The sequence below is a fragment of the Streptomyces sp. Z423-1 genome, assembly GCF_013009255.1.
GTDB classification, from domain to species: Bacteria; Actinomycetota; Actinomycetes; order Streptomycetales; family Streptomycetaceae; genus Streptomyces; species Streptomyces gossypiisoli.
On record NZ_CP053109.1, the window covers coordinates 7,396,880 to 7,414,555 of the forward strand.

The 17,676-nt window shown below is 70.1% G+C and carries 19 protein-coding genes; 11 read left to right on the forward strand and 8 right to left on the reverse strand.

From position 1 onward, the window contains the following. Window positions 1–58: 58 nt before the first annotated feature. Window positions 59–1,582 carry a S8 family serine peptidase gene (locus HJD23_RS33315; protein WP_171110130.1) on the reverse strand — a complete coding sequence of 508 codons (1,524 nt, stop codon included), beginning with the start codon at window positions 1,580–1,582 and terminating at the stop codon, window positions 59–61. A gap of 332 nt (window positions 1,583–1,914) precedes the next feature. Here HJD23_RS33315 and HJD23_RS33320 point away from each other — a divergent pair, with 332 nt between their 5' ends. The 3 genes from HJD23_RS33320 to moaA all read left to right on the forward strand — a co-directional run bounded on the left by HJD23_RS33320 (window position 1,915) and on the right by moaA (window position 5,068). Continuing rightward, a complete protein-coding gene (locus HJD23_RS33320) occupies window positions 1,915–2,271 on the forward strand; it encodes a DUF485 domain-containing protein (protein ID WP_171110129.1) in 357 nt (118 codons plus the stop codon). Continuing rightward, window positions 2,268–3,887, forward strand: a complete 1,620-nt coding sequence (locus HJD23_RS33325; protein ID WP_171110128.1) for a cation acetate symporter — start codon at window positions 2,268–2,270, stop codon at window positions 3,885–3,887. The genes HJD23_RS33320 and HJD23_RS33325 overlap by 4 nt, the downstream gene beginning before the upstream one ends. A gap of 191 nt (window positions 3,888–4,078) precedes the next feature. Then, the gene (gene moaA, locus HJD23_RS33330) at window positions 4,079–5,068 is read left to right on the forward strand and encodes a GTP 3',8-cyclase MoaA (RefSeq protein WP_206352706.1); all 990 of its coding nucleotides are present in this window, start codon (window positions 4,079–4,081) and stop codon (window positions 5,066–5,068) included. A gap of 41 nt (window positions 5,069–5,109) precedes the next feature. On the opposite strand, the gene HJD23_RS33335 is transcribed toward moaA, so the two are convergent. Both HJD23_RS33335 and HJD23_RS33340 read right to left on the reverse strand, forming a co-directional pair. Further along, window positions 5,110–5,328 (reverse strand): hypothetical protein, encoded by a 219-nt coding sequence (locus HJD23_RS33335; protein ID WP_171110126.1) that lies wholly within the window; start codon window positions 5,326–5,328, stop codon window positions 5,110–5,112. Between the two features lie 197 nt (window positions 5,329–5,525). Further along, a complete protein-coding gene (locus HJD23_RS33340; RefSeq protein WP_171110125.1) occupies window positions 5,526–5,918 on the reverse strand; it encodes a DUF3099 domain-containing protein in 393 nt (130 codons plus the stop codon). Between the two features lie 248 nt (window positions 5,919–6,166). Between HJD23_RS33340 and HJD23_RS33345 the strand changes: the two genes are divergently transcribed. Then, window positions 6,167–6,442, forward strand: a complete 276-nt coding sequence (locus HJD23_RS33345) for a GlsB/YeaQ/YmgE family stress response membrane protein (RefSeq protein ID WP_171110124.1) — start codon at window positions 6,167–6,169, stop codon at window positions 6,440–6,442. Window positions 6,443–6,513: 71 nt separating this feature from the next. On the opposite strand, the gene tyrS is transcribed toward HJD23_RS33345, so the two are convergent. From tyrS to HJD23_RS33360, 3 genes are read right to left on the reverse strand one after another with little or no spacing between them, the layout of a single operon-like run. Then, entirely contained in the window at window positions 6,514–7,782 is a 1,269-nt protein-coding gene (tyrS, locus tag HJD23_RS33350; protein ID WP_171110123.1) for a tyrosine--tRNA ligase, read from the reverse strand. Between the two features lie 57 nt (window positions 7,783–7,839). Continuing rightward, complete coding sequence (locus HJD23_RS33355) at window positions 7,840–9,237, reverse strand: metallopeptidase TldD-related protein (protein WP_171110122.1); 1,398 nt, start codon at window positions 9,235–9,237, stop codon at window positions 7,840–7,842. Then, the gene (locus HJD23_RS33360; protein WP_171110121.1) at window positions 9,234–10,757 is read right to left on the reverse strand and encodes a TldD/PmbA family protein; all 1,524 of its coding nucleotides are present in this window, start codon (window positions 10,755–10,757) and stop codon (window positions 9,234–9,236) included. Before HJD23_RS33360 ends, HJD23_RS33355 begins: the two co-directional genes overlap by 4 nt. Before the next feature lie 249 nt (window positions 10,758–11,006). Here HJD23_RS33360 and fabG point away from each other — a divergent pair, with 249 nt between their 5' ends. The 3 genes from fabG to HJD23_RS33375 all read left to right on the forward strand — a co-directional run bounded on the left by fabG (window position 11,007) and on the right by HJD23_RS33375 (window position 13,035). Further along, a complete protein-coding gene (gene fabG / locus HJD23_RS33365; protein WP_171110120.1) occupies window positions 11,007–11,726 on the forward strand; it encodes a 3-oxoacyl-[acyl-carrier-protein] reductase in 720 nt (239 codons plus the stop codon). 5 nt (window positions 11,727–11,731) lie between these two features. Next, window positions 11,732–12,499: an enoyl-ACP reductase FabI gene (fabI, locus tag HJD23_RS33370; RefSeq protein ID WP_171110119.1), complete on the forward strand. Its 768-nt coding sequence runs from the start codon at window positions 11,732–11,734 to the stop codon at window positions 12,497–12,499. 182 nt (window positions 12,500–12,681) lie between these two features. Continuing rightward, window positions 12,682–13,035 carry a hypothetical protein gene (locus HJD23_RS33375; protein WP_171110118.1) on the forward strand — a complete coding sequence of 118 codons (354 nt, stop codon included), beginning with the start codon at window positions 12,682–12,684 and terminating at the stop codon, window positions 13,033–13,035. Here HJD23_RS33375 and HJD23_RS33380 read toward each other — a convergent pair. After that, window positions 13,010–13,705: a FadR/GntR family transcriptional regulator gene (locus HJD23_RS33380; RefSeq protein ID WP_171110117.1), complete on the reverse strand. Its 696-nt coding sequence runs from the start codon at window positions 13,703–13,705 to the stop codon at window positions 13,010–13,012. The genes HJD23_RS33375 and HJD23_RS33380 overlap by 26 nt on opposite strands. A gap of 70 nt (window positions 13,706–13,775) precedes the next feature. Here HJD23_RS33380 and HJD23_RS33385 point away from each other — a divergent pair, with 70 nt between their 5' ends. From HJD23_RS33385 to HJD23_RS33395, 4 genes are all read left to right on the forward strand, one after another. Next, the gene (locus tag HJD23_RS33385) at window positions 13,776–15,152 is read left to right on the forward strand and encodes a CynX/NimT family MFS transporter (protein WP_171110116.1); all 1,377 of its coding nucleotides are present in this window, start codon (window positions 13,776–13,778) and stop codon (window positions 15,150–15,152) included. 43 nt (window positions 15,153–15,195) lie between these two features. Beyond that, the gene (locus HJD23_RS44780; RefSeq protein ID WP_141309129.1) at window positions 15,196–15,312 is read left to right on the forward strand and encodes an SGM_5486 family transporter-associated protein; all 117 of its coding nucleotides are present in this window, start codon (window positions 15,196–15,198) and stop codon (window positions 15,310–15,312) included. 179 nt (window positions 15,313–15,491) lie between these two features. Continuing rightward, entirely contained in the window at window positions 15,492–15,698 is a 207-nt protein-coding gene (locus HJD23_RS33390) for a hypothetical protein (RefSeq protein WP_141309131.1), read from the forward strand. 65 nt (window positions 15,699–15,763) lie between these two features. Then, window positions 15,764–16,282, forward strand: a complete 519-nt coding sequence (locus HJD23_RS33395; RefSeq protein ID WP_171110115.1) for a histidine phosphatase family protein — start codon at window positions 15,764–15,766, stop codon at window positions 16,280–16,282. Window positions 16,283–16,366: 84 nt separating this feature from the next. On the opposite strand, the gene serB is transcribed toward HJD23_RS33395, so the two are convergent. Next, window positions 16,367–17,575: a phosphoserine phosphatase SerB gene (gene serB / locus HJD23_RS33400; protein WP_171110114.1), complete on the reverse strand. Its 1,209-nt coding sequence runs from the start codon at window positions 17,573–17,575 to the stop codon at window positions 16,367–16,369. Window positions 17,576–17,676 lie beyond the last annotated feature (101 nt).

A 17,676-nucleotide genomic window follows, 5' to 3' on the forward strand; every position in this document is an offset into this window, starting at 1 on the left:
GAAGTTTCCGGGCGGACGGCGGCGCGGCCGGTGGTCGGCCGCGCCGCCGCCTGAGCGACTATTCGACCGCGCGCAGCGCGTTGACGATGCCGTGTCCGTAGAAGCCGTTGACGCGTGTGCCGCCCTCGCACACCGCGTCCTGCGTACCGTCACCGTTCTGGTCGTACGACTCGGGGCAGGCCGTCTTGTCCGCCTGCGCCTTGAGCAGCCACTGGAGCTGCGCCGGGCTCGCCCACGGGTGCTCGGACTTCAGCAGCGCGGCGACGCCCGCGGCGTGCGGCGAGGCCATCGAGGTGCCCTGGAGGAAGGCGTACTGGTTGTTCGGCATGGTCGACAGGATGCGGCCGTTCTTCGACGGCGTGTCCGGGATCTGGTAGAGCCGGTCGCCGCCCGGCGCCGCCACGTCGACGACGCCCTTGCCGTACGAGGAGTAGTACGACTTGAGGTTCTGCACGCCCGTGGCGCTGACGGTGACGATCCCCGGGAGCTGCGTCGGCACGTCGTAGCACTCGTGCGGGTCGATGGTGCGCTCGACCGGGGTGGAGTCGTCGGGGCTGCTGTCGTCGACGATGGCGTCGGAGTCCAGGTCGTGGTTGGAGTTGCCCGCCGACGCCAGGTGCAGGGTGCCCTTCCTCTGGGCGTACAGCTGGGCCCGGTTGACCGCGTCGACGATCGCCCGCTGGTCCGGGTCGTCCATGCAGTTGTACAGCCACGGGTCGACGTAGTAGCTGTTGTTCGTGATCTCGACGCCGTGGTCGGCCGCGAACACGAACGCGCACACCACGCTCTCCGGGTAGAAGAGCCCGTTGTGCGGGTCGCTCACCTTGATGCTGGAGACCTTCACGCCCGGCGCCACGCCGGCCACGCCGATGTCGTTGCGGGCCGCGGCTATCTCACCGGCGACATGCGTGCCGTGGTAGTCGTCCGCGGTGTACGGCCGCCAGGCGCCCTCGCTGGTGTCCGCGACGCCGCCGACACAGTTGGCGGACTGGCCCGCGGAGAAGTTCGGGGCGAGGTCGGGGTGGGTGTCGTCGACGCCGGTGTCTATCACGGCGACGGTGACCTTGCGGCTGCCCGGGTTGATCTGCGCGGCCTTGTCGGCGCCGATCGCCCGCAGGTCCCACTGGTCGGCTTCGAGGGGCTCGCTCCCGGCCGTGGCGGCCGCCTCCACCTTCGCGGCCTCCGCGGCCGTCAGGTAGTCGGCCCCGTCCTGGTCCGTCGTCCCCGCGGCGACCAGCGGAGCGGTGCGCGTGGCACCCGCCGACTGCACGCCGCGGGCCTTGCGTATCTGCGCGCCGAAGTCCGGGTTCGCCGAGTGCACGACGATCACGCCGATCTTCTCGTACGTGGTCACGACCGTGCCGCCGGCCGTGGCGATCGCCTTCTTCACCGACGCGATGGTGTGGCGGTCCGTCTTGGTGTTGACGACGTACGCCAGCTTGGGCGCGTCCGCGGACTGGGCGGCGGAATCCGCGTGCGGGGCGGCCGAGGCGGCCGCCGGCAGGAAGCCGAGCGAGGCGGTCAGCGACAGCACGACGGGAACGGCGAGAGCGAGCCGGCGTCTGGAACGCAGATGAGCCATGGGGTCTCCACATCATCCGGAAACGAAACCGGCCCGAGGCACAGGTGGTGCTCGGGCAGGTACATGACGGGTGTTGCAGGGTGAAGCTATCCCTCGACCTCGCTGGCCAGCAATCACTTCCGGCGATGACTTCACAGTTTTCCGGCGATGACTTCTGAAAGAACTCACGGCGGTTGAACCGGTCCTCGCGTGGCGCCGTGACGTTGAACAGGGAGCCCGAGCACGATCGAGCCCCCTGTCGGATCACGAACCCGGCCACTGGCATCGCCGCCCGGTTCACGTGATCCACATCACTTACCAACAGCACAGCACCCGCAACGCGAGGAGACTCCGTGGCCACCGACGCACCGCCCCCCTCGAAAACAGAACATCGACTCCCCTCGACCGAGGAGTTCGTCGAGGTGCAGACGAGCACGGAGTTCGGTGAACTGCGCCGCTCCTACCGCTCCTTCGCCTTTCCGCTGACCGTCGCCTTCATCGTCTGGTACCTGCTGTACGTCCTGCTCTCCAACTACGCGGGCGACTTCATGGGCACCAAGCTGTTCGGCAACATCAACATCGCGTTCGTCTTCGGTATCGCCCAGTTCGTCACCACGTTCCTCATTGCCTGGTGGTACGCGCGGCACGCAGGCGCCAAGCTCGACCCCAAGGCTGAGGCCATCAAGACCCGTATGGAGGGCGGCGCATGAGCCCCGCGATGACCCTTGCGGCCAACGAGGCCAGCGAGCACCGGCCGCTGATCATCACCCTGTTCGCGCTCTTCGTGGTCGCGACCCTCTTCATCACCGTCTGGGCGGGCCGCCAGACCAAGGACGCCGCCGACTTCTACGCGGGCGGCCGTTCCTTCAGCGCCTTCCAGAACGGCCTCGCCGTCTCCGGCGACTACATGTCCGCCGCGTCCTTCCTCGGCATCGCGGGCGCCATCGCCCTCTTCGGGTACGACGGCTTCCTGTACTCCATCGGCTTCCTGGTCGCCTGGCTGGTCGCCCTGCTCCTGGTGGCCGAGCCGCTCAGGAACTCCGGCCGCTACACGATGGGTGACGTCCTCGCCTACCGCATGCGCCAGCGCCCGGTCCGTACGGCGGCCGGCACCTCCACGATCGTCGTGTCGATCTTCTACCTGCTGGCCCAGATGGCCGGCGCCGGCGTCCTGGTTTCGCTGCTGCTCGGCATCACCTCCGACGCGGGCAAGATCCTCATCGTCGCCCTCGTCGGCGTCCTGATGATCATGTACGTCTCCATCGGCGGCATGAAGGGCACCACCTGGGTCCAGATGGTCAAGGCCGTGCTGCTCATCGGCGGCACCCTCCTGATCACCTTCCTGGTGCTGCTGAAGTTCAACTTCAACATCTCCGACCTGCTCGGCTCGGCCGCCGAGAACAGCGGCAAGGGCGCCGCCTTCCTGGAGCCCGGCCTCCAGTACGGCGCGACCGGCACCTCCAAACTGGACTTCATCTCCCTCGGCGTCGCCCTGGTGCTCGGCACCGCCGGCCTGCCGCACATCCTGATCCGCTTCTACACGGTGCCCAACGCCAAGGCCGCCCGGAAGTCCGTGAACTGGGCGATCGGCATCATCGGCGGCTTCTACCTGATGACCATCGCCCTCGGCTTCGGTGCCGCCGCGCTGATCTCCCAGGAAGAGATCATCGCGTCCAACCCGTCCGGGAACACGGCCGCACCACTGCTCGCCCTGCACCTGGGCGGCGTCGACTCGGCCTGGGGCGCGATCCTGCTCGCCACCATCTCGGCGGTGGCCTTCGCGACGATCCTCGCCGTGGTCGCCGGTCTGACCCTGGCCTCGTCCTCGTCGTTCGCCCACGACATCTACGCGAACGTCATCAGGAAGGGCCAGGCCACCGAGAAGGAGGAGGTCCGGGCGGCCCGCCTCGCCACCATCGGCATCGGCGCCGTCTCCATCCTCCTCGGCGCCCTCGCCCGCGACCTGAACGTCGCCGGCCTGGTCGCCCTGGCCTTCGCGGTCGCGGCCTCCGCCAACCTGCCGACGATCCTCTACAGCCTGTTCTGGAAGAAGTTCACCACCCAGGGCGCGCTGTGGTCGATCTACGGCGGCCTCATCGTCGCCGTCGGCCTGGTGCTGTTCTCGCCCGTCGTCTCCGGCGACCCGAAGGCGATGTTCCCCGACGTCGACTTCGCCTGGTTCCCGCTGAAGAACCCGGGCATCATCTCCATCCCGTTCGGCTTCTTCATGGGCTGGCTCGGCACGGTCCTGTCCAAGGAAGAGCCCGACACCGGCAAGTACGCCGAGCTGGAGGTCCGGTCCCTGACCGGCACCGGCGCCCACTGAGCACGCCCCCCGAAGCGGCCGCGTCGTGGGACTCCCTGTGGGTCCCTACGACGCGGCCGCGTCTTACCTCGTGGGATCGTGCCTTAGGCGTTGTCGGTGGGGTCACGTAGGCTCGCAGATGTCGGAGAAAGATGTGCTCCGGAGAGAGATGTGCTCCGCTGCAAGTGATCCGCCACGAGGGAGGGGGCCACGTGCTCATCGACACCTACGGCCGGGTGGCCACCGACCTGAGGGTCTCGCTGACCGACCGGTGCAATCTGCGCTGCACGTACTGCATGCCCGAGGAGGGCCTGCAGTGGCTGGCCAAGCCCGACCTGCTCACGGACGACGAGATCGTCCGGCTGATCGACATAGCGGTCACCACCCTGGGTATCGAGGAGGTCCGCTTCACCGGCGGCGAGCCCCTGCTGCGCCCCGGCCTGGTCGGCATCGTCGAGCGCGTCGCGGCCCTTGAGCCGCGCCCCCAGATGTCCCTGACGACGAACGGCATCGGCCTCAAGCGCACCGCGGCCGCTTTGAAGGCGGCGGGCCTGGACCGGGTCAACGTCTCGCTGGACACCCTCCGCCCCGATGTGTTCAAGGCCCTCACCCGCCGGGACCGCCACAAGGACGTCATCGAGGGCCTGTACGCCGCCCGCGAGGCGGGCCTGACCCCGGTGAAGGTCAACTCGGTCCTGATGCCGGGCCTGAACGAGGACGAGGCCCCGGACCTGCTGGCCTGGGCGGTGGAGCACGACTACGAACTGCGCTTCATCGAGCAGATGCCCCTGGACGCCCAGCACGGCTGGAAGCGCGACGGCATGATCACCGCAGGGGACATCCTGACCTCCCTGCGCACCCGCTTCGACCTCACCGCCGAGGGCGACGAGGCGCGCGGCTCGGCCCCCGCCGAACGCTGGCTGATCGACGGCGGCCCGCACCGCGTCGGCGTCATCGCCTCCGTCACCCGCCCGTTCTGCGCGGCCTGCGACCGCACCCGCCTCACGGCCGACGGCCAGATACGCACCTGCCTGTTCGCCACCGAGGAGACCGACCTGCGCGCCGCCCTCCGCTCGGGCGCCCCCGACGAGGAAATCGCCCGCATCTGGCGACTGGCGATGTGGGGCAAGAAGGCGGGCGCGGGCCTGGACAACCCGAGCTTTGTGCAGCCGGAGAGGCCGATGTCGGCGATCGGCGGCTAGGGCCTGTTGGAAACAACAGGCCCTAGGAGTTCGTCGGCGGGCTAGGACGCCTCGGGCTCCTGCCAGTCGTCGAACTTCACCACGTCCTTCAAGAACCCCCGCACCCCGAGAAACTGCGCAAGATGCTCGCGATGCTCCTCGCACGCGAGCCACGTCTTGCGTCGCTCAGGCGTGTGAATCTTCGGGTTGTTCCACGCCAGCACCCACACGGCGTCGGCGCGGCAGCCCTTCGCGGAGCAGATCGGGGTCTCGTCACTCACAGGTTCGTCTCACCACTGCACAGAAAAGGCGACGCCGAGCAGCCACGGGGGGAGCTGCCCGGCGTCGGTCTGTCGCTCCGACGGGGGATGCGGAGCGCCTACGAAGTATGTCACGGGTAACCCGTTGCCGGGCACCTGAACAACATGATTGATCCGAGCTTTTCCATAGTCCTGAACGAAGGCTTGATCCGCAGGCCTTACGTCCGCTGTTCGGACCGCTCCTTGGCCGGATCGCCCACCTTCTCCTCCGGTACGGATTCCGTGAAACCGCCGTCGTCCGCGCTCGGCGGCGCAAGCATCGGCGGAGGCGGCACGCTGACGAACGTCGACGGCAGCGACGGCGCGTTCTCCCGCCCGGCGTTGGCGATCACCACCGCGATATAGGGGAGTACCGCGCCCAGCACCAGCGCCACGATCGCGACGTGCCGTTCGACATTCCACAGGGTCGCCGCGAGGATCACCGAGATCGTACGGACCGACATCGAGATGACGTACCGCCGCTGCCGGCCGCGGATGTCCTCCTGGAGGCTCTGCCGGGCTCCGGTGATCCGGAACACCTGGCCGTTGCCGTCGCCATGCCTATTCCGCATCACGCTCCACCATCCGCCCGCCTCGGACTCTCCCCGGCCCGTACCAGCTCCGCATTGCACCCGGCCGGAACCGGGGCCGGACACCCTCCACGGTACGCCGCCGCTGCGCCGCCCACGAGACCGGGTCCCCTCCGGCCTGGGCGAACGCCGTCGGGCATCGCGCGTACGGCCGTACCCGACATGCGCCGGACGGCCCAGGGGCCGAGACTGGGTGTAATGCTCACGTCGAGCCGTACGAGGAGGCAGCCATGGGCTGGTTGTGGGCGATCATCGTGGGATTCGTGCTGGGTCTGATCGCCAAGGCGGTCATCCCGGGCAAACAGCACATCCCGCTCTGGCTGACCACCATTCTGGGCATGATCGGCGCCATCGCCGGCAACGCCATCGCGCGGGGCTTCGGTGTCGACGAGACGCCCGGCATCGACTGGAGCCGTCACATCTTCCAGCTCGTTGCGGCGATCATCCTCGTCTTCCTGGGCGACATGGCGTACATGCAGCTCAAGGGCGGCAAGCGACGCGCCTGAGACGACGTACGACGAACGGGGCGGCCTCCGCTGCCGGGAGAGCCGCCCCGCTCGCACCTCGGTACGTCCGCTCAGGCGCCCGTGACCTCGACCGCCGCCAGGTTCTTCTTGCCGCGGCGCAGCACCAGCCAGCGCCCGTGCAGCAGGTCCTCCTTGGCCGGCACGGCGTCCTCGGAGCCGACCTTCGCGTTGTTCACGTAGGCGCCGCCCTCCTTCACCGTGCGGCGCGCCGCCGACTTGCTGGGCACCAGGCCGACCTCGGCGAACAGGTCCACCACCGGCGCCGGCTCGGCGACCTGGATGTGCGGCACCTCGGACAGGGCCGCCGCCAGCGTCCGCTCGTCCAGCTCGGCCAGCTCACCCTGCCCGAAGAGGGCCTTCGACGCGGCGATCACGGCGGCCGTCTGGTCGGCGCCGTGCACCAGCGTCGTCAGCTCCTCGGCCAGCGCGCGCTGCGCCGCCCGCGCCTGCGGACGCTCCTCCGTCTGCCTCTCCAGCTCCTCCAGCTCCTCGCGGGACTTGAAGGACAGGATCCGCATGTACGTCGAGATGTCCCGGTCGTCCACGTTCAGCCAGAACTGGTAGAACGCGTACGGCGTCGTCATCTCCGGGTCCAGCCAGACGGCGCCGCCCTCGGTCTTGCCGAACTTGGTGCCGTCCGCCTTGGTCATCAGCGGCGTCGCCAGCGCGTGCACGTTGGCGTGCGGCTCCAGCTTGTGGATCAGGTCCAGACCGGCCGTGAGGTTGCCCCACTGGTCGCTGCCGCCCTGCTGGAGCGTGCAGCCGTACCGCCGGTAGAGCTGCAGGAAGTCCATGCCCTGCAGGATCTGGTAGCTGAACTCGGTGTAGCTGATGCCCTCCGAGGACTCCAGGCGCCGGGCGACGGAGTCCTTCGTCAGCATCTTGTTGACACGGAAGTGCTTGCCGATGTCCCGCAGGAACTCGATCGCGGAGAGGTTCTCCGTCCAGTCGAGGTTGTTGACCATCACGGCCGCGTTCTCACCCTCGAAGGACAAAAACGGCTCGATCTGGCGGCGCAGCTTCTCGACCCAGCCTGCGACCGTCGCCGGGTCGTTCAGCGTGCGCTCCGCCGTGGGGCGCGGGTCCCCGATCAGGCCCGTCGCGCCGCCCACCAGCGCCAGCGGCCGGTGACCGGCCTGCTGGAACCGGCGCACGGTGAGCACCTGCACCAGGTGCCCCACATGCAGGGACGGCGCGGTCGGGTCGAAGCCGCAATAGAACGTGACGGGACCGTCCGCGAGCGCCTTGCGCAGTGCTTCCTCGTCGGTGGAGAGGGCGAACAGCCCCCGCCACTTGAGCTCGTCGACGATGTCCGTCACGGTTCTCGTGTCTCCTTGGATGATCTTCGGGCAGCCGGGTGACCACCGCCTACGAGGTTATACGCCCCGACTGACAGAGCTCATATTGAAATCCGGGATCCGCAGCGGCGGCATCGCGGCCCTGGTGAACCAGTCGCTCCACTCCCGGGGCAGCGTCTTCTCCGTGCGCCCGGCCTCGGCGGCCCGGCCCAGCAGCCCGACCGGCGACTCGTTGAACCGGAAGTTGTTCACCTCGCCGGTGACCTCCCCGTTCTCCACCAGATACACCCCGTCCCGGGTCAGGCCGGTCAGCAGCAGAGTCGCCGGGTCGACCTCGCGGATGTACCACAGGCAGGTCAGCAGCAGCCCGCGTTCGGTGCCGGCGACCATCTCGTCCAGGGAGCGGCCCTCGCCGCCGTTCTCCAGGACCAGATTGTCGATCCCCGGCGCCAGCGGCAGCCCGGTCAGCCCCGCGCTGTGCCGACTGGTGAGCAGATGCTTCAGCTCACCCTCGGCCACCCACTCCGTCGGCGTCAGCGGCAGACCGTTGTCGAACACCGACGAGTCGTCCCCGGAGGAGTGCGCGAGCACGAAGGGCGCGGCCTCGAGGCCCGGCTCGTTGGGGTCGCTGCGCAGGGTCAGCGGCAGCTCGGTGAGCCGCTCACCCACACGCGTGCCGCCGCCCGGCTTGGAGAACACCGTCCGGCCCTCCGCCGCGTCCCGGCCCGACGCCGACCACATCTGGTAGATCAGCAGGTCCGCGACCGCGGTCGGCGGCAGCAGCGTCTCGTACCGCCCGGCGGGCAGCTCCACGCGCCGCTCGGCCCAGCCCAGGCGTACGGCCAGCTCGGCGTCCAGCGCCGCCGGGTCGACGTCCTTGAAGTCCCGCGTCGACCGGCCGGCCCACGCCGAGCGGGTCCTGTCGGGCGACTTGGCGTTCAGCTCCAGCGTCCCGTTCGGCTGGTCGTGCCGCAGCCGCAGCCCCGCCGACGTACCGAGGTAGCTGGAGGTCAGCTCGTGGTTGGCGAAGCCGTACAGCTCGCGGCCGCCCGCACGCGCGCGTGCGAACGCCTCACCCAGCGCCGGCGCGAAGTCGGCGAACACGGCGGACGAGGTCTCGGCGGGCGCGTCCGTGAAGTCGGGCGACTCCGGCACGCCCGTCACCAGCGGCTGCGCGTCCTCGGCGGGCCCGGCGCCCCGCGCGGCCGCCTCCGCGGCCCGCACCAGGGGTTCCAGCTCGTCCACGGTCACCGCGGACCGCGACACCACACCCGACGCCGTGCCCTCCTTGCCGTCGACGGTCGCGACGACGGTGAGCGTCCGTCCGCGCGTGACGCCGTTCGTGGTCAGCGCGTTGCCCGCCCAGCGCAGGTTGGCGGTCGAGTGCTCGTCGGCGATCACGACACAGCCGTCGGCCCGGGACAGTTCCAGGGCACGCTCGACGATCTCGTGCGGCTTGATGCTGGGGGCGCTCATCGACCGGCCTCCTGGGTGGTGTTCAGAATGTTGACGCCCCTGAAGAGGGCCGAAGGGCAGCCGTGCGACACGGCCGCGACCTGCCCCGGCTGGGCCTTGCCGCAGTTGAAGGCGCCGCCCAGGACGTACGTCTGAGGCCCCCCGACAGCGGCCATGGAACCCCAGAAGTCGGTCGTCGTCGCCTGGTAGGCGACGTCCCGCAGCTGCCCCGCGAGCCGCCCGTTCTCGATCCGGAAGAAACGCTGCCCGGTGAACTGGAAGTTGTAGCGCTGCATGTCGATCGACCAGGACCGGTCACCGACGACGTAGATGCCCCGCTCCACACCCCCGATGAGGTCCTCCGTCGACATCCCGGCCGGATCCGGCCGCAACGACACGTTGGCCATCCGCTGCACCGGCACATGCGCGGGGGAGTCGGCGTAGGCGCACCCGTTGGACCGCTCGAACCCGGTCAGCCGGGCGATCCTGCGGTCGAGCTGATAGCCGACCAGGGTGCCGTCCTTGACGAGGTCCCAGGACTGCGCCTCGACGCCCTCGTCGTCGTAGCCGATGGTCGCGAGGCCGTGCTCGGCGGTGCGGTCACCGGTGACGTTCATCAGCTCCGAGCCGTAGCGCAGCTTCCCGAGCTGGTCGAAGGTGGCGAAGGAGGTGCCGGCGTAGGCGGCCTCGTAGCCGAGCGCGCGGTCCAGTTCGGTGGCGTGCCCGATGGACTCGTGGATGGTCAGCCACAGGTTGGACGGGTCGACGACGAGGTCGTACAGGCCCGGCTCCACGCTCGGCGCGCGCATCTTCTCGGCGAGCAGGTCGGGCAACCGGTCGAGTTCGGCGTCCCAGTCCCAGCCGGTGCCCGTGAGGTACTCCCAGCCGCGTCCGACGGGCGGTGCGATGGTGCGCATGGAGTCGAACTCGCCGGTCGACTCGTCGACCGACACCGCGGTCAGCTGCGGGTGCAGCCGTACGCGCTGCTGCGTCGTCGTGGTCCCGGCCGTGTCGGCGTAGAACTTGTTCTCGTGCACGGTGAGCAGCGAGGCGTCCACATGGTCGACCCCGTCGGCGGCGAGCAGCCGCTCGCTCCACTCGGCCAGCAGCCCCGACTTGTCCTCGTCGGGCACGGTGAACGGATCGATCTCGTACGACGAGATCCACGTCTTGTCGGCATGCACCGGCTCGTCGGCCAGCTCCACGCGCTCGTCCGACCCGGCCGCCTTGATCACCTGCGCGGACAGTTTCGCCATCGCCACGGCCTGGCTCGCCACCCGCGCGGCGGCGTCCATGGTCAGGTCCACACCGGACGCGAACCCCCACGTCCCGCCGTGCACGACCCGCACGGCGTACCCGAGGTCGGTGGTGTCCGACGACCCGGACGGCTTGCCGTCCCTGAGCCGCCAGGACGCGCTGCGCACCCGCTCCAGCCGGAAGTCGGCATGCTCCGCCCCCAGCGCACGCGCGCGTGCGAGCGCGGCGTCGGCGAGGGCGCGTAGCGGAAGCGCCCTGAAGGCTTCGTCGATGGTATGAGGCACCGATGTCTCCCTGCTGTCGTCGCCTGTCGGGTCCGATCATGTCGCGGGAGCGGTCTAGCGGACCACATGTTTCAGTCCGCCGTACGCGCATTCTGTAGGGATTCGACAGCGGCGCCCCCGCGCCACTGTCGGTGCCCGAATGTCCCGTGGCGCGGGCGGACCGATAGGTTTTCGGTGAAGCCGCCTGTCATCGCTGCTGTCCACGGGTGCTCGGGCGGGGTACCAGACCGCTATCGAAAGGGTGATCCGTTGAGCCGCTCGGTTCTCGTCACCGGAGGCAACCGGGGCATCGGCCTCGCCATCGCCCGCGCTTTCGCCGACGCCGGTGAAAAGGTCGCGATCACTTACCGCTCGGGTGAGCCGCCGGCCGCCCTGACGGAATTGGGCTGCCTCGCCGTCAAGTGCGACATCACCGACCCCGAACAGGTGGAGCAGGCCTACAAGGAGATCGAGGCCGAGCACGGCCCCGTCGAGGTCCTGATCGCCAACGCCGGCATCACCAAGGACCAGCTCCTGATGCGGATGTCCGAGGACGACTTCACCTCGGTCATCGACACCAACCTCACCGGCACCTTCCGGGTCGTCAAGCGCGCCAACCGCGGCATGCTGCGCGCCAAGAAGGGCCGGGTCGTCCTGATCTCGTCAGTGGTCGGGCTGCTCGGCTCGGCGGGGCAGGCGAACTACGCCGCCTCCAAGGCCGCGCTGGTCGGCTTCGCGCGCTCCCTCGCCCGTGAGCTGGGCTCGCGCAACATCACCTTCAACGTCGTCGCGCCGGGCTTCGTCGACACCGACATGACGCAGGCGCTGACCGACGAGCAGCGCGCGAACATCGTGTCGCAGGTGCCGCTCGGCCGGTACGCGCGGCCCGAGGAGATCGCCGCGACGGTGCGGTTCCTCGCCTCGGACGACGCCTCGTACATCACTGGAGCCGTCATCCCCGTAGACGGCGGACTGGGAATGGGTCACTGATCACCATGAGCGGAATTCTCGAGGGCAAGCGCATCCTGATCACCGGTGTGCTGACGGAGGCCTCCATCGCCTTCCACGCCGCGAAGCTGGCCCAGGAGCAGGGCGCCGAGGTCATCCTCACCGCGTTCCCGCGGCCCACGCTGACCGAGCGCATCGCCAAGAAGCTCCCCAAGCCCACCAAGGTCATCGAGCTCGACGTCACCAACGACGAGCACCTCGGGCGCCTGGCCGACGTCGTCGGCGAGGAACTCGGCGGTCTGGACGGCGTCGTCCACTCCATCGGCTTCGCGCCGCAGGATGCGCTCGGCGGCAACTTCCTCAACACGCCGTTCGAGTCGGTCGCCACGGCCATGCACGTCTCGGCGTACTCCCTGAAGTCGCTCACCATGGCCTGCCTGCCGCTGATGCAGAACGGCGGCTCGGTCGTCGGCCTCACCTTCGACGCCCAGTTCGCCTGGCCGCAGTACGACTGGATGGGCCCGGCCAAGGCCGCCCTGGAGGCCACCAGCCGCTACATCGCGCGCGACCTGGGCAAGCAGAACATCCGCTGCAACCTCATCTCGGCGGGCCCGCTCGGCTCGATGGCCGCCAAGTCCATCCCGGGCTTCAGCGACCTGGCCGCCGTCTGGGACACCCGTTCCCCGCTGGAGTGGGACCTGCAGGACCCGGAGCCGGCCGGCCGCGGCATCGTCGCCCTGCTGAGCGACTGGTTCCCGAAGACCACCGGCGAGATCATCCACGTGGACGGCGGTCTGCACGCCATCGGCGCCTGATCGATCGATCACCTGCTGATCGCCTGATCACCGCTCATCAAGGGCCCGCATCCGGCTGGGTGCGGGCCTTGGCGTGTCCCCCGTTCGGCCTATCCGGCCGGGCGGGACAGGGGGCGACTGGGCACCCTGGAGTACGCGTTCCCCACGCGTCCCTCCCCAGCACGGCCGAGGAGGTCCCCCTTGTGCGCCTGTACCGCTGCCTGGCCTCAGTGACCGTCGCCGTGGCCCTCGTCCTGTCCGCGCCGTACGACGCGATGCCGCACACGCGCGCGGGGGCTGGGGATGCGAAGGCTCCGCCGCCGTTCGGGGCGGCGTGCCGCACCCGGATCGAGGGCTCCCATGTGGTCGCCCACTGCCACAACCCCTATGTGGACGTCGACCGTGTCCGCCTGCACATCGAGTGCGACCGGTGGTGGGACCTGGACACCGACAGCGCGCCCGTGGACACCGAGCCCGCGATGACCGTGCGCCTGACGGGCCGCTGCTGGAAGGAAGTCCGCTCGGTGTGGATCAGCCACCAGAACCGGGGGAGCTGAACCGGCCCGGGCGGCACTGGAACGGATAGCTCGCCGCCTCCGTCGCCGCCGTCCCGGCGTCCCCCGCGCGGATGGCGTCCAGCAGCCGGCCGTGGTCCATGTACGTCTCCGGGGTCAGCTCCTCGCCGACGTCCTCGCGCAGCCAGTCCCGCAGCACCTCGCCCAGGTCGGCGTACATCGCGGTCATCACGTCGTTGTGGGAGGCGGCCACGACGGCCAGGTGGAAGGTGGTGTCCGCCGCGACGAACGCCTCCGCGTCACCCGATTCCCAGGCCTCCTCCCGCCGCAGCAGCAGCGCGTCGAGCTGCTTGAGGTCCTTCTCGGTGCGCCGCTCGGCGGCCAGCTTCGCGGCGGCCGACTCCAGCGTGGAACGCAGCTCGGCGATGTGCCGGGGGTCGGCGCCGGCGAAGCGGCGGTGCATCACGCCGGCCAGCTCACTGGTGGCCACGACGTACGTGCCGGAGCCCTGGCGGATGTCCAGCAGGCCGTTGTGCGCCAGCGCCCGGACGGCCTCGCGGACGGTGTTGCGGGCGACCCCGAGCTGCTCGACCAGCTCGGGCTCCGTCGGGATGCGGGAACCGACCGGCCATTCCCCCGACGCGATCTGGTTGCGCAGCTCGGCGATGACCTGCTCGGACAGCGCCGAACGGCGGGGATGGCTCAGAGGCATGGCTCACCTTCGCACGGGAACGCCGGCCGCGGACCGCACCGGGATGGACAACCAATCATCCCATGATTCTATGATGGGCAGCATGGCAGGCGAGGAAACCCGGACGCAGCACCACCCCGACATCCGCAGTACGGCCACGGACGAGCCGCGGAGCGCGACGGAAGCCTCGCCCACACGCGCGGGGAGCCGTACGGCGGCCGGGACGTCGCCCCCGCGCGCGTGGACCACGCGACTGGTCGTCGTCGGCATCGTGCTGTCAGCCCTGAACCTCCGCCCCGCCATCACCAGCCTCGGCGCGCTCCTGGAGGAGGTCCGCGACGGGCTCGGCATGAGCGGCAGCGTGGCCGGACTGCTCACCTCCGTGCCGCCGCTCTGCTTCGCCGTCTTCGGCGTCATGGCACCGCGATTGGCCCGCCGCTTCGGGTCGGGCGCGGTGGTCTGCGCCGGCATGGCGGCCATCACCGCGGGCCTGCTCATACGGCCGTACACGGGCGGCACGGCCGGGTTCCTGGCCGCCAGCGCCCTCGCCCTGATGGGCATCGCGGTCAGCAACGTGCTGATGCCGGTCATCGTCAAGCGCTGGTTCCCGGACCGGGTCGGCTCCATGACCGGCCTGTACTCGATGGCGCTCGCCCTCGGCACCTCCCTCGCGGCCGCGGTGACCGTGCCCATGACGGAGGCGTTGGGCGGCAGTTGGCAGTCGGGCCTCGCCGTGTGGGCGGCCCTGGCGGCCGCGGCCGTGCTGCCGTGGCTTACGTTCGTACGGGACCGAGGGGGCGTACGGGACGAGGGCCCGGCCTCCGCTGCACAGACGCCCGGACGTGAGCCGCACGCGCGCGAGGAGGCCGCCTCGGCTCCCGCGCTGCGGATCACCCGGAGCCGTACCGCCTGGGCGCTCGCCGTCTTCTTCGGGCTCCAGGCCACCGCCGCGTACATCACGATGGGCTGGATGGCGCAGATCTTCCGCGACGCGGGCGTCCCCGCGGGCACGGCAGGACTGCTCCTCGCCGTCACCATGGTGATGGGCGTGCCGCTGGCCTTCGTCATCCCGCGCCTGGCCACCCGGCTGCTCCAGCAGGGCCCGATCGCGCTCGCGCTGGGCGTCTGCGGACTCGCCGGATACGCCGGGCTCTACTTCGCGCCGGCCGGGGGCGCCTGGGCCTGGGCCGTGCTGCTCGGCGTCTCCAACTGCGCCTTCCCGCTGGCCCTCACGATGGTCGGGATGCGTGCGCGCACCGGCGTGGGCGTCGCCCAGCTGTCGGCGTTCGCGCAGAGCACCGGGTATCTGATCTCCATCCCCGGGCCGCTGCTGGTGGGCGTCCTCTACCAGCACAGCGGCGGCTGGGGCGTGCCGCTCGCCCTGATGGCCGCGCTGATGGTCCCCCAGATGGCGGTGGGCCTGCTGGCGGGCCGCAACCGCACGGTGGAGGACGAGGCAGCTCCCTGACCCCCGCGGATCCGGCGCGGGCGCGGGGTGGGAGACTTGCGGTATGCCAGTGCTCGACCCGAACCCCCGCAACGGCCAGAAGAAGATGCTGCTCGTCTTCGGCTCGTTCCTCGCCATCTTCGTGATCATCGCCATCATCGCGTCCATCGCCGCGCCGTGACGGCTTCCCCGCTGCCTTGCGGGCCTTGGTGGGGCTAGCCCCCCCCATCCCCTAGGGGGCGAGGGTCAGGGTCAAGTGGGTGGATCACCGGATGGGTTGGCGGCTCTTGATTCCGTAGCTTCGAAACGTGGCCACGGGACGCGGGCCACCACCATCGAGGACGGACCCACGGAGGCAGCATGTCGGCCAGCACGCACACCCGGCCCCGCCCGGCGACCACGGGCCGCGTCGACAGCCGCCTGCCCTGGTGGGCCCTCGCCCTGCCGACGCTCGCCTTCGTCGTCCTGCTGGCGCTGATTCTGAACCCCTCCGAGGCCCACGCGGCGAGCGGCGAGCCGGCGATCGCCCACCTCGTCGAGCGCGCCCATCAGCTGATATCGCGCTGAGCACGCCCCAAGCCGCCCGTCAACTCCCTGCGCCCCATGGCCTGTTTCATGCGAAGCTGGATCTCATGAGCGTCGCTGAACCCCGCAGGATTGTCCTCTTCCGGCATGCGAAAGCCGACTGGCCACAGGTGAACGACCATGAGCGGCCGCTCGCCGAGCGGGGCCGCAAGGACGCCGCTGTCGCCGGACGCAAGCTGGCCGACTCCGGCATCCCCTTCGACCTGGCCCTCTGCTCCACCGCGACCCGGACCCGAGAGACCTGGAAGCTCGCCGTCCAGGAGTTCCCGCAGCGGCCGAAGACCGTCTATGAGGAGCGGATCTACGAGGCCTCGCCCGGCGAGCTGATCGCCGTGCTCAACGAGACTCCCGACGACGCGCAGAACGTCCTCTTGATCGGCCACAACCCCGGCGTGCAGGGCCTCGCCGAGGTGCTGTCCGGCTCGGCCGACGGCGACGCCCGCGAGCGGATGAGCCGCCGCGGCTTCCCGGCCGCAGCGTTCGCCGTGCTGTCCTTCACCGGCTCATGGAAGTCCCTGGAACCGGGCGTGGCCACCCTGCTGGACTACTGGGCCCCGTCCGAGTGACCCACCGCGCACACCAGGGGCCCGGCACACCACAGGGTGCCGGGCCCTTCGGGTCCGAGCGTGGGGAGGACAGCGCAGGAAGGCTCAGTCGTCCTGGTGCGCGTCCGCCGCCTCGACCTCCTCGCGGGTGACCCCGAGCAGATAGAGGACCGTGTCCAGGAACGGCACGTTCACCGCGGTGTGCGCCGCCTCGCGCACCACCGGCTTGGCGTTGAAGGCGACCCCGAGACCAGCCGAGTTCAGCATGTCGAGATCATTGGCGCCGTCGCCGATCGCCACCGTCTGCGACAGCGGTACGCCCGCCTCCGCGGCGAACCGGCGCAGCAGCCGCGCCTTGCCCGCCCGGTCGACGATCTCGCCGGTGACCCTGCCGGTCAGCCTGCCGTCGACGATCTCCAGCGTGTTGGCCTGCGCGAAGTCGAGACCCAGCCGCTCCTTGAGGTCGTCGGTGACCTGGGTGAACCCGCCCGAGACGACGCCCACTTGGTAGCCGAGTCGTTTCAGCGTGCGGATCAGCGTGCGCGCACCCGGCGTCAGCCGTACCTCGCTGCGCACCTTGTCCACCACCGACGCGTCCAGCCCCTTCAGCAGCGCCACGCGCGCGTGCAGCGACTGCTCGAAGTCCAGCTCCCCGCGCATCGCTGCCGCCGTCACCTCGGCGACCTCCTTCTCGCACCCGGCATGGGCGGCGAAGAGCTCGATCACCTCGTCCTGGATGAGGGTCGAGTCCACGTCCATCACGACCAGACGCTGAGCGCGCCGGTGCAGTCCCGCCGCCACGACCGCCACGTCCACGCCGAGTGCCGCAGCGTCCGTCACCAGAGCGGTGCGCAGCGGCTCGGTCTCCACGCCGGACACCGCGAACTCGACCGCCGTCACCGGGTACTTGGCGAGCCGGAAGATACGGTCGATGTTGCCGCCGGCCTTGGTGATCCGCCCGGTGATCGCGGCCGTCGCCTCGGCGGTGAGCGGATGCCCGAGCACCGTCACCAGGGACCGGCCATGACCGCGCGGCCGGTTGTCGCCGTGCCCGGAGATGATCTCGGCCTGCATCTTCATCGACTCCGCCCAGCTGTGGACGGTCGCTCGCAGCTCGCCCTCCAGGTCCTGGGGCGGCTCGGTCACGAGCGCGCACAGCACCATCCGGCCTCGCGTCACGACCTGCTCGATGTCGACCACGTCGACGGAGTAGGCGGCGAGGGTGTCGAAGAGTCCGGCCGTGATGCCCGGCCTGTCCCTGCCGAAGATCTTGACAAGGAGAGTCGGGGCGTCAGAGGTCTGCGAAGCGCTCATGGTGTTCCAACGGTAACCGGCACGGAGTGCCGATCGCCCCCGAGGTCCGCCTGGCGGACACGGAACACTCAATAACCCTGGATGTCGCTCCGGTGGCGAAC

What these genes read in the sequence shown, in the direction of transcription:
- HJD23_RS33390 (WP_141309131.1), top strand. Translation starts at nt 15,492, where the DNA reads ATGTCGGCCAGCACGCACACCCGGCCCCGCCCGGCGACCACGGGCCGC.
- HJD23_RS33380 (WP_171110117.1), bottom strand. Translation starts at nt 13,705, where the DNA reads ATGCCTCTGAGCCATCCCCGCCGTTCGGCGCTGTCCGAGCAGGTCATC.
- HJD23_RS33345 (WP_171110124.1), top strand. Translation starts at nt 6,167, where the DNA reads ATGGGCTGGTTGTGGGCGATCATCGTGGGATTCGTGCTGGGTCTGATC.
- HJD23_RS33355 (WP_171110122.1), bottom strand. Translation starts at nt 9,237, where the DNA reads ATGAGCGCCCCCAGCATCAAGCCGCACGAGATCGTCGAGCGTGCCCTG.
- HJD23_RS33385 (WP_171110116.1), top strand. Translation starts at nt 13,776, where the DNA reads ATGATGGGCAGCATGGCAGGCGAGGAAACCCGGACGCAGCACCACCCC.
- HJD23_RS33315 (WP_171110130.1), bottom strand. Translation starts at nt 1,582, where the DNA reads ATGGCTCATCTGCGTTCCAGACGCCGGCTCGCTCTCGCCGTTCCCGTC.
- HJD23_RS33325 (WP_171110128.1), top strand. Translation starts at nt 2,268, where the DNA reads ATGAGCCCCGCGATGACCCTTGCGGCCAACGAGGCCAGCGAGCACCGG.
- serB (WP_171110114.1), bottom strand. Translation starts at nt 17,575, where the DNA reads ATGAGCGCTTCGCAGACCTCTGACGCCCCGACTCTCCTTGTCAAGATC.
- HJD23_RS33340 (WP_171110125.1), bottom strand. Translation starts at nt 5,918, where the DNA reads ATGCGGAATAGGCATGGCGACGGCAACGGCCAGGTGTTCCGGATCACC.
- HJD23_RS44780 (WP_141309129.1), top strand. Translation starts at nt 15,196, where the DNA reads ATGCCAGTGCTCGACCCGAACCCCCGCAACGGCCAGAAGAAGATGCTG.
- fabI (WP_171110119.1), top strand. Translation starts at nt 11,732, where the DNA reads ATGAGCGGAATTCTCGAGGGCAAGCGCATCCTGATCACCGGTGTGCTG.
- HJD23_RS33395 (WP_171110115.1), top strand. Translation starts at nt 15,764, where the DNA reads ATGAGCGTCGCTGAACCCCGCAGGATTGTCCTCTTCCGGCATGCGAAA.